At 46.8% G+C, this 9677-nt stretch carries 5 protein-coding genes; 1 reads left to right on the top strand and 4 read right to left on the bottom strand.

The annotated features are described in order from the left end of the window. Positions 1-45: 45 nt before the first annotated feature. Entirely contained in the window at positions 46-339 is a 294-nt protein-coding gene (locus QUA58_RS29745) for a pirin family protein (RefSeq protein WP_333256741.1), read from the bottom strand. Positions 340-463: 124 nt separating this feature from the next. Here QUA58_RS29745 and QUA58_RS29740 point away from each other — a divergent pair, with 124 nt between their 5' ends. Beyond that, the gene (locus QUA58_RS29740) at positions 464-1018 is read left to right on the top strand and encodes a PadR family transcriptional regulator (RefSeq protein WP_333256738.1); all 555 of its coding nucleotides are present in this window, start codon (positions 464-466) and stop codon (positions 1016-1018) included. 198 nt (positions 1019-1216) lie between these two features. On the opposite strand, the gene QUA58_RS29735 is transcribed toward QUA58_RS29740, so the two are convergent. The 3 genes from QUA58_RS29735 to QUA58_RS29725 form a co-directional block, all read right to left on the bottom strand. Continuing rightward, complete coding sequence (locus tag QUA58_RS29735; protein ID WP_333397706.1) at positions 1217-1894, bottom strand: isochorismatase family protein; 678 nt, start codon at positions 1892-1894, stop codon at positions 1217-1219. A gap of 242 nt (positions 1895-2136) precedes the next feature. Beyond that, complete coding sequence (locus QUA58_RS29730; protein WP_333256732.1) at positions 2137-2766, bottom strand: response regulator transcription factor; 630 nt, start codon at positions 2764-2766, stop codon at positions 2137-2139. A gap of 12 nt (positions 2767-2778) precedes the next feature. Beyond that, entirely contained in the window at positions 2779-9609 is a 6831-nt protein-coding gene (locus tag QUA58_RS29725; protein ID WP_333397703.1) for a PAS domain S-box protein, read from the bottom strand. Positions 9610-9677: the final 68 nt, after the last annotated feature.

Here is a 9677-nt window from a genome sequence, read left to right as displayed (position 1 = left end):
TGTCAGACTAGCAACGGTTAGCAGATCCCGATGAAGCGTCAAGAATCACCGCGTCTTCAGACCGGTGAGTATTTCAACGACCGAATCCTTGTGTTCCAGCCGTCCATCCAGGACGTAGCTGACGGTTTCAAAGCCACGATGGGGATGATCCGGTGCGCCCTTTGCTTGACCGGACTTCAGATTCACGGGACCCAATTCATTGAGGAGGAGAAAGGGGTCAAACTCGGAAAAGCTACTCTTGGGAAAGGGACGACGCACCAAGAAGCCTGCTCCTTCAAGCGTTTCTACACTATTAATGATTCCAGCAACGGTTCGGAGTGTTTGAGTTTGAGTTGTCATACAGTTGCCTCCAATCAGACAGCTTACAAGACTTATCCTATATATGATTAGTCATATACTAGCATAGAAGGATATAAATTCTATAGGTAGGGCTTGTCCTCCCTATTCGTTCGGTAAACCGCCTATGTCTCTTGCCCATGTGATTCTGGGTCTGCTCCAACAACAGGAGCGGACAGGCTACGACCTCAAAACCAAGTGTTTTGACGATTGCATTTCCCATCTGTGGCAAGCAGATCAGGCACAAATTTATCGGACTTTAGACAAACTGGAGTCACAGGGGTGGATTACCTGTACTGTTGAGATTCAGCACGATCGCCCTAATCGCAAGGTTTACCGGATTACCGAAGCAGGTGAAGCAGAGTTGACCCACTGGCTTCAGACGCATCATCCGTTGCCCGTGTTGCGAGAGCCGTTGCTGGTGCAACTCTATTTTGCGGCTCAGTTGCCTAACGAGGCGATCGTGTATCTGCTAGAGCAGGAACTGGAAGCACGGCAAGAAAAGCTAGCCCAGTGTGAGGAAATCGAGGCTCTATCTTTGAGTAATCCGACTGCATCGCGTGAACAAGAACTGCATCGACTGGTTTTGGACTTAGTGAAGCAACGGGAACAGACTTATTTAGATTGGTTGGAAAAGGCGATACGTGCTATGCACACGCTGCGCGACCGCAACAATTCGTAGCCAATCAACGTAAATTCCTTCTTCTAAGTTAGAATCCGAACTCGATCGAAAGTACACCCTACAAACTGACAATGCCGATTAGCCTGCTTGTTGGGGCGTTACGGACACTCTTATCGGAAATGCGAGGCGAGGAACTGATAACCAACTCCTCGCCTTCACTTTTTTTATTTTGCGCGTGCGCGTTGCAATTAGGTGCTTTTACACATGTGCCATTTGCCGATCGAGCTTGGTCTCTCGTCCATCTTGTTGCACAGATTGAGCTTTGTCATAGCTCTCCATCAGGGCGCGGTAAATTGGCATGAGGTCAACCATGACAGTGGCAAACTCCATTGCGTCCGGACGGTTCCACGTGTTCATGAGTTCGCCGATGACTGCGTAAGTGTCGATGGGCATGGCTCCCGCCTGGACGACGCGGGCCAGCGTGAGGTCGGTTGCCATCTGGCTCCAGTTGCCGGAAGCGTCAATGATCGTGAAGACCTTGTAACCAGCGGCCAGTGCGCTCAGCGTCGGAAACGCCATGCAGACGCTGGTGAGAGTTCCGGCGATGAGGAGAGTTTTTCGCCCGGTCTTCTCGATCGCGTCTACCCAAGCCGGGTTGTCCCAGGCGTTAATCTGACCTGTGCGCGGAATGTAAACCGCGTCAGGATTGTACTGGTGGATTTCGGGAATCAGGGGACCATTGGGACCATCGGGCACCGAAGCAGTCGTGAAGGTCGGAATCTTGGCGAGTCGGGAACTCTTGGCGAGCGCCGTGACATTGGAGCGGAGGACTGGGAGTTCGATGTCACGCACAAGTTGGAAGAGTCCGCTCTGATGATCGATCAGCAGCAGCACGGCGTCGTTGGGATCGATCATTGTGTCAATGGTGTTGCTCATGGGTTTGTCTCCTTTTTCATTCAAATTCAGTCAATGTCATTTTTTCCTAGCTATCTGGGGCGTGTCCAGTTCTAGTACTCAGCTTCTTTCGGAATAAGTTCAATATAGGAGATCGCCTTCAAGCCGTCGTCTATAGCGAGTTAAAATTTTTACAGTACAAATTGATAGAGCAACCATGTGATCGCAGAGTAGAAGGCTGGCTCTAACTTAAGTTAGAATCCAAATTCAATCGAACGTACATCTTACAAACTGACAATGCCACGCTTAACAGCAACAATTACAGCTTGGGTGCGATCGCTCACATCTAACTTATTCAAAATCCGATTAACATGGGATTTAACAGTACCTCCACCAATACTCAAAGCAGTCGCAATATCCGCATTACTCATTCCCTGCGCCAGTGAGCGGAGTACTTCTAGTTCTCTTTCACTCAGTTCTGGATTGCTGAGACGCTGTGCCAACTTTGCTCCCACATCGGGCGGAATATACTGCTGCCCCCGATGAACGGTGCGAATGGCATTCAAAAGCTCGTCAGGTTCAGTTTCTTTCAGCAGGTATCCTTTTGCGCCTGCCTGCAATCCCCGATAAATATCTTCGTCACTATCATACGTGGTCAGTACAATAATCCGAGCAGATTTAACGCTCGCACAAATTGCACCAATGGCGGCAACTCCTTCCACTTCAGGCATTCGCAGATCCATTAGCGTTACATCTGGTTGGTGTTCCCGAAATAAGGCGATCGCCTGTTCCCCATTTTCAGCTTGTGCAATCACCTGCATATCTGGGTCACGGTTAATAATCGTGGCTAATCCTTGCCGAAAAATGGCGTGATCGTCCGCAATCAGAACCCGAATGGTCGTAGCTTGGCTCATTGTAATGCTCACTCAAAGGTTGACGGTGACAATAATTTCTGTTCCTTGTCCAGGTTGACTCCTAATCGTGAGTTGTGCGCCGATGCGCTCAGCCCGTTCGCTCATGCCGAGTAAGCCAAAACCCTCAGAGGCTGAAATACTGCCAACTCCAAAGCCCTGTCCATTGTCTCTCACGCGCAAGCAAAACTGATCGCGATCGTAGACTAGCTCCACTCGAATTTCGTCAGCATTGGCGTATCTAATCGCATTAGTTAATGCTTCCTGCCCAATCCGTAGTAAGTTATTCTCGACTTCAGTGGGTAGAGAATACACTGCACCCTCAATCTCATAATATAGAGTGACATCCATTGCGGCAGTTCTGATTTGAGCGATGAGACGATGGAGAGCGCTCTGTAAACTGCCCTCCTCCAAAAGCTGAGGACGGAGCGCCACGACCGATCGCCGCGCTTCAGTCAGTCCAGTTCGCGCCAATTCTTTAATCAGGTCTAGGTGTGCCTGAGCTGCTTCTAAATCATCCGTTAGCACCTGGTTTGCAGCACCTACCTGAGCCAGAATACCTGTAAACGACTGAGCGAGTGTGTCGTGAATTTCGCGTGCCATGCGGTTGCGCTCTTCCAGAATCGAGGCTTCTTCTGCTTGCTTCAGCGCCGTAATATCTCGCGCTAGCCAAATCACCTGATCGTGGTCGATTGGTGCAATGCGAGCCGAAAACCAGGCTTCTCGTCCATTTAGAAACGCACTGTACTCGACTGTGAGGGTTTGTTGGGTTCTCAGCACCTGCTGAATATAACTTAGAAATTCATCGGCTTGTTCCTTTCCGAGTTGATGCATGGTTTTACCAATCATCTCCTCAATGGGTTGCCATAGCAGATTTGGCTCCTGTACGATGATTTCAAGGAATCGCCCTTCCGCAGTCAGTACAAACAGCGGATCGGGAATGGCTGAAAAGAGCGCCCGCAGTTCTGCTTCAGAGGCTTGCAATGCTGCTTCTGCTTGCTTGCGATCGTTGATATCCGTAACAACTCCCAACGCTCGGATGGGTTCACCGGATTCATTCCAGGTAACAATTTTGCCGACAGAACGAATCCATTTCCACTGACCATCCTGGGTACGAAGGCGATACTCTACTTGAAAGTTGGGGATTTCTCCAGTAATACAAGCACGGTAGGTTGCGACAACTGATTCTCTGTCATCAGGATGCAAACGAGCAATCCATTCAGGAATGGTTTCGTGGAATGTTGCTGGATCGTAGCCCAGCATTAAAGCGTATTCCGGGTTAACAATTCTTTCTTCAGTCTTTAAATCGAAATCGTAGAGTCCTTGATTTGAAGCGGTTAATGCTAAGCGTAGTCGTTCTTCACTCGTTTGTAGAGCGGCTTCTGCTTGCTTGCGATCGCTAATATCCGCAATCACCCCTTCAATGTAGTCATCGTCTGCATTCAGATAAGCAGAGAAAAGTCCCCAAAACACTGTCCCATCTCGTTTTCGCCCCTGTGCTTCATAGCTTCGCACTTCCCGCTCCCGCTTCAGCACCTCAAGGAATTGTTGGCGATCGCTGGGATTTACATAGTAGTCTGTGGCGTGTTCAAGCCCAATCATCTCCTCTGATGAATCAAAGCCAAGCAGATTGGCATAGCGTTGATTGGCATCGAGAAGTAATCCATCCGAGAGGCGGGTGCGGAAGATGCCAACCTGTGAGTTTTCAAAAATATTGCGGAACTTAGCTTCACTGCGTTGTAATGCCTCTTCTGCTTGTCTGCGCTGGGTGGTGTCATTGCCCACCGATAAGATTTCAACGACATCTCCCTGGTCATTGAAGATGGCTTGATTCGACCAGGCAATCCAAACCCGTCTACCGTCTCGACAAAGGTTTTCATTCTCGGTTTGCAAGTAAGCTTGAGGCAAGGAAGCTTCAAGATTGTGAAACAGATTGTGAACAAACTGCTTGAGATCACGTCCAGATATTTCGGTTTCTGGAACGATTGTTTCCAGTAGGGTACGCCCTAAAATCTGATCTTCCTCATAACCAAAAAAGCTCAGTCCATAGTCATTCATGTATCGAATTCGTCCTTGCCTATCCGTGCGAAGGATGATTGAATTCGCAGTTTGAATCAGGTTGCGGTAATTGGCCTCACTTTGTCGTAACGCAGCAGTTCGTTCTGCGACCTGTTGCTCTAAAGTGCAGTTGTAGTCGGCTAGGAGTTTCTCGGCTTGTTTGCGCTCTGTAATGTCCTGAAAGGTAGCGATCGCATAAGTGATATTGCCCTGTCGATCAAAAACTGGTGTTCCCCGTGCCTCAATTAGAATTGTGACACGATCTCGACGAATTTCTATATCTTCAGTCCTAATGCGTTCGCCCCTTAATGCCCGCACAATAGGCAAGCTCTCCGCTGGATAGATTTGATCCGTTCCCGCTACATAAAGCTGATAAGCCTCTGATATCTGCTCCGGTGCTATGGAAGTATCAGTTTCTTTGCCCCTGAGTTGATTGCCGCATTGGTTGGTATAGTAAGGGCGACCCGCCGCATCCACGATCGCAATTCCCACCGGAATCGCTTCAAGGAACTGGGTGATCTTGCTTTCTTTAGCCTGCAGTTCTGAGTAAAGGTTGGCATTTTCGATGGCGATCGCTGCTTGAGTCGATAATAGCTGCAAGACCTGCGATCGCTCTGGTGTAAATACTCCAGTTGCTAACTGATTTTCTAAATACAATACACCGACCAGCTTGGCTTGATTTAGCAGCGGTAAACAGAAAACAGATTGAGGCTGGTTCTGTTGAATATATGGCTCATTAATAAAAGCACCTTCACGAGTCGCATCATTTAAGGTGACAGGCTTCAGAGTCCGAATCACATATTGAATGATTGATTCTGGCAATTGTTCGGCAATTGGAATAGACTGTAACACCTGAGTCGCACAAGCATTTTCATCGGCATTGAGTTCACAAGCCGCTTCGATTAACCATTTTCCTGAGTTTTCTAAAATCAGATATCCGGTTTGTGCGCCAGCATTCTCAATTAAAGTTTGCATCAGTAATCGCAGCAATTGCTTCAGTTCAATTTCACGAGAAATCGCCTGTGAAGCTTTCATCACTGCTGCTAAATCGAAAGCGGTATGGAAGGGATTAGAGATAGTTTCAGCAGTAATAGGAATTGATGTGGAAGCGGCTCTAGACGATTTAGGAAAGAACTGTGGATAGCGTTTTTCTAAGTTTTTAACTTTAGCGACCGCGCCCCAGCGATCGTAACAATAGTGCGCCTCTTTCATATAGGTTTGAGCAATTTTTGACCGACCTCGCGCCAGATAATGTTTAGCCGCTAATTCATACGCGAGTGCTTCTTCCTGGATATACTCATTTTCAGCAGCACCTGCGATCGCCCGTTCATAAAACTCTTCAGCCTCAAGAAATTGGCCTAAGACTCGCGCTTTCTCTGCCTCGACTAGATAAAATTTATGTAGATAATTTATTGGGGCATGTTCTGCCCATTTCTGCATCTTTTCTTGGTTAGTATTAACAGAGTTTAGCCAAGCTGATTTTTCAGAGTTTGCAGCATCGAGCGATAGGCTCAAAAGCGCCAGAGAATGATAGAAGCAGAATACAGGTAAAATCGTTATTGCTGTCACCTCTTCAAAATGTTGCCTTGCTAAAATAGCAATTTGTACTGCTTGATGATATTCTCCAAATAGATAACATAATATAACTTTGTATAAATGGAGTATTTTAATTGCACTTCCATCTTTAACTGCAATAGCGTGTGGTAACGCCTGCTCTTCATTACACACCCGACCAACTAAGCGGCTGGGATTCTCAGACCTATTTAGCAAATTAAGAATGGTCTGCCACAATATTGCAAGCCAATTCGAGGGGCTTTCCCGTCTGATTTGGTTGATCGCTTTGCTGTAAGTTGCTGTTTTTTGTTCTAGTTGGGTAAGTTTCTCTCCAGCAAAAAATGAGTTATGGCACACGAAATATGCAGTATAACCAGCAGATTCAAAGTCTCCGGTTTCCACCGCATTGTGATAAGCATCAACCAGAAATGTTATTGATATCCTAAGATGCACCTTCCAGTGCAGGATATGGAAACTCGAAAACATTAATGTTTTCGAGTTTCCTTTTTTGCTATGCAATCGTTCTGCCAGGCTGAGAGCCAGTTGTCCAAATTTATAACCGAGTTCAATGTCTTGAACAACTCCACATAGAACAGATCCGTAAGCAACATAACTATGTGGTGACCAGGTATTACTACCGTAGTTAACTGACAGATTTACCCTCTTACATACAATCAGTATCCACAGTGCTGGTAACGTTATAAATACAGCAGACCCCATATTCGCTAGGATTGACATAGCTGCCAGTGGTTCTGGTGCAGTCATCTCTGGTAAATTGATCAAGTCTTCGATTTCTCGTTCAGCAAGTAGTGCAGCCGTTGACTCCAATTCCCTTTGAATATCTGCCTGACTTGGATTTTCTATTAAATCTATTCCCAAGAGCTTTAACGCTTCCAATCCAGTTTTTAGTACTTCTTTCAGGTTGCCCTGTGACAAATATCCTTGAATTCTGCTATCGTAAGCCTGCACTTTGTCAACCACTGTTTTGCCACGATCAAGTACCACTTCTACCAACTGTTCCATCTCATCAAAGTGACCCTGGAGATACGCCGCTTCTGCTGCTTCTGAGTACAGCGCTAAGGTAAGGTCATACTCACTCTGCCAACTCTCTGAATTGAGGAGGTGAAACCCTGTAGTGAAATACTTAAAAGCTGCTTCATAAGCCGTTGATGCCTTTGCTTTCTGACCTGCCATTAAATTAAATCTGGCAATTTCAGTTCGTTCTGATTGAGCAGTGACTAGCTCAAGTCCTTGATTGAGATGATCGATGATTTCAAACAACCGATCGGATCGTTGCTCTGGTGAAGTTTTTTCGAGCAAATTGCGACCGATTTGGAGATGAACAACCTGTTTCTGCGATTCATCAATCAAAGCATAAGCCGCTTGCTGAACGCGATCGTGCGAAAACTTATACTCTTGAACTAACAAATCTTCGTCCAATTCAGATAGAGGTTGAATTAATCCCGCTTGTATTGCTGCTAGTAGATCCTGGAAAATTGCTTTCGGTGATTTTTCGCAAACGATCGCCAACGTTTCTAAATCAAACTCAGACCCAACACAGGCAGCTATGGAGAGAACTTGCTGTGTTGCTTCCGGCAATTTCTGCAACTGATGCAGCAGCAACTCCACCACATTATCAGTGATATCTTGAGCTTCAATCTCAGCTAGGTCCCACTGCCAGCTCAACTTTTGTGCATCGAAAGTCAACAGATGTTCGCCATACAGCATTTTCAAAAATTCACCGACAAAGAAAGGGTTGCCCTCGGTTTTACGTGACACAGCTTGGGCTAGGGCGCGAACGATATCAGGATTGTGATGTAATGTCTCAGCTATCAGTTGACTCAACGGTTCCAGGGTTAAAGGGGTCAGGATGATTTCCTGAAGTACTGCTCCCTGGTTTCGCATGCTCTCTAGCGTTAAGACCAACGGATGCGTTGGAGTCAGTTCGTTATCTCGGTAGGCTCCGATCAAAAACAGATACTGGATTTGCTCATCAAGTAAGATGAGTTCGATTAACTTCAAAGTCGCAGAATCGATCCACTGTAGATCGTCTAAAAAAATGACTAGGGGATGCTCTTTTGCACAAAACGCCCGCACAAATCTTTGAAACGTGAGATTGAAGCGATTCTGTGCCTCAGTTGCTCCAACTTCGGGTATAGGCGACTGCTTGCCAATGATTAACTCAACTTCGGGGATGACATCAATGATGATTTGTCCGTTGCTGCCCAGAGCAGTGAGCAGGCGCGATCGCCACACTTCCACCTGCTCATCCGGTTCGCTCAAGAGTTGCTGCACTAACTTTTGCAGGGCATTCACAATGGCGCTGTAGGGAATGTTGCGCCCAAATTGGTCAAATTTGCCAGAGATAAAATAGCCTTGGTTTGCTGTGATCGGTTTATGGAGTTCTTGCACCAATGCCGTTTTGCCGATGCCAGCATAACCGGAGACCAGCATCATTTCACGATGCGGTAGTAGGGTAATGTCTTTTTCTGCTCCCCCACTTCCCCATTCCCCTATTCCCTCATTCCCTGCCACTCTGTCGAAAGCCGCCAATAATGCTGCAATCTTCGCTTCTCGCCCATATAGTTTTTGAGGAATGCGGAACTGCTCGGAAACATCTTGCAGTCCCAATGGCATAGGTTCAATTAAACCCACTTCTGCCAGTTGCTGGGCACAGCGTTCTAAATCTGCTTTGATGCCCCAGGCACTTTGATAGCGATCCTCCGCATTCTTTGCCATCAGTTTCAAAATCAGATCTGAAACAGGTTGGGGAATCGTTGAGTTTAATTCATGCGGGGGAGCCGGCGGTCTGGCAATGTGGCAGTGGACTAGCTCTAGGAAATCTTTAGTGGGAAACGGTAATTGTCCCGTCAACAGTTCGTAGAAGGTTGCACCCAGTGAATAAAAGTCGGTGCGATAGTCGAGCATACGGTTCATTCGTCCGGTTTGCTCTGGCGACAAATAGGCGGGGGTTCCTTCTAGAAGATGGAGACTTTTGAATGTCGGATTGGTGCGACTGAAGCGAGTGGCAATGCCAAAATCAATGATTTTGACAACGCCAGTCCTCGGATTAAAGACAATGTTGCCAGGATTAATATCTTTATGGATGACATGGGCCGCATGGATTTTGCCTAGAGTATCAGTAATGGCGATCGCCATATTCAAAAAAACCGACAGCGGTATGGGACAGAAGTCTAATTTTTGACGCATCCAAAATTCTAAAGACTGATTCATTTACGCTGAACATTTCTCTACATAGCTGTGCAATGCTGGAGATGTAACGATAGCAATCCCGTCATTAC

The organism is Microcoleus sp. N9_A1 (assembly GCF_036701795.1).
Classification (GTDB): Bacteria; Cyanobacteriota; Cyanobacteriia; order Cyanobacteriales; family Microcoleaceae; genus Microcoleus.
Note: the sequence above shows the minus strand (reverse complement) of the source record. Positions and strands in the feature narration are given on the sequence as shown.

Excerpts from the sequence above, each read along its gene's own strand:
- QUA58_RS29745 (WP_333256741.1), bottom strand. The coding sequence starts at position 339 with ATGACAACTCAAACTCAAACACTCCGAACCGTTGCTGGAATCATTAAT.
- QUA58_RS29740 (WP_333256738.1), top strand. The coding sequence starts at position 464 with ATGTCTCTTGCCCATGTGATTCTGGGTCTGCTCCAACAACAGGAGCGG.
- QUA58_RS29735 (WP_333397706.1), bottom strand. The coding sequence starts at position 1,894 with ATGAGCAACACCATTGACACAATGATCGATCCCAACGACGCCGTGCTG.
- QUA58_RS29730 (WP_333256732.1), bottom strand. The coding sequence starts at position 2,766 with ATGAGCCAAGCTACGACCATTCGGGTTCTGATTGCGGACGATCACGCC.
- QUA58_RS29725 (WP_333397703.1), bottom strand. The coding sequence starts at position 9,609 with ATGAATCAGTCTTTAGAATTTTGGATGCGTCAAAAATTAGACTTCTGT.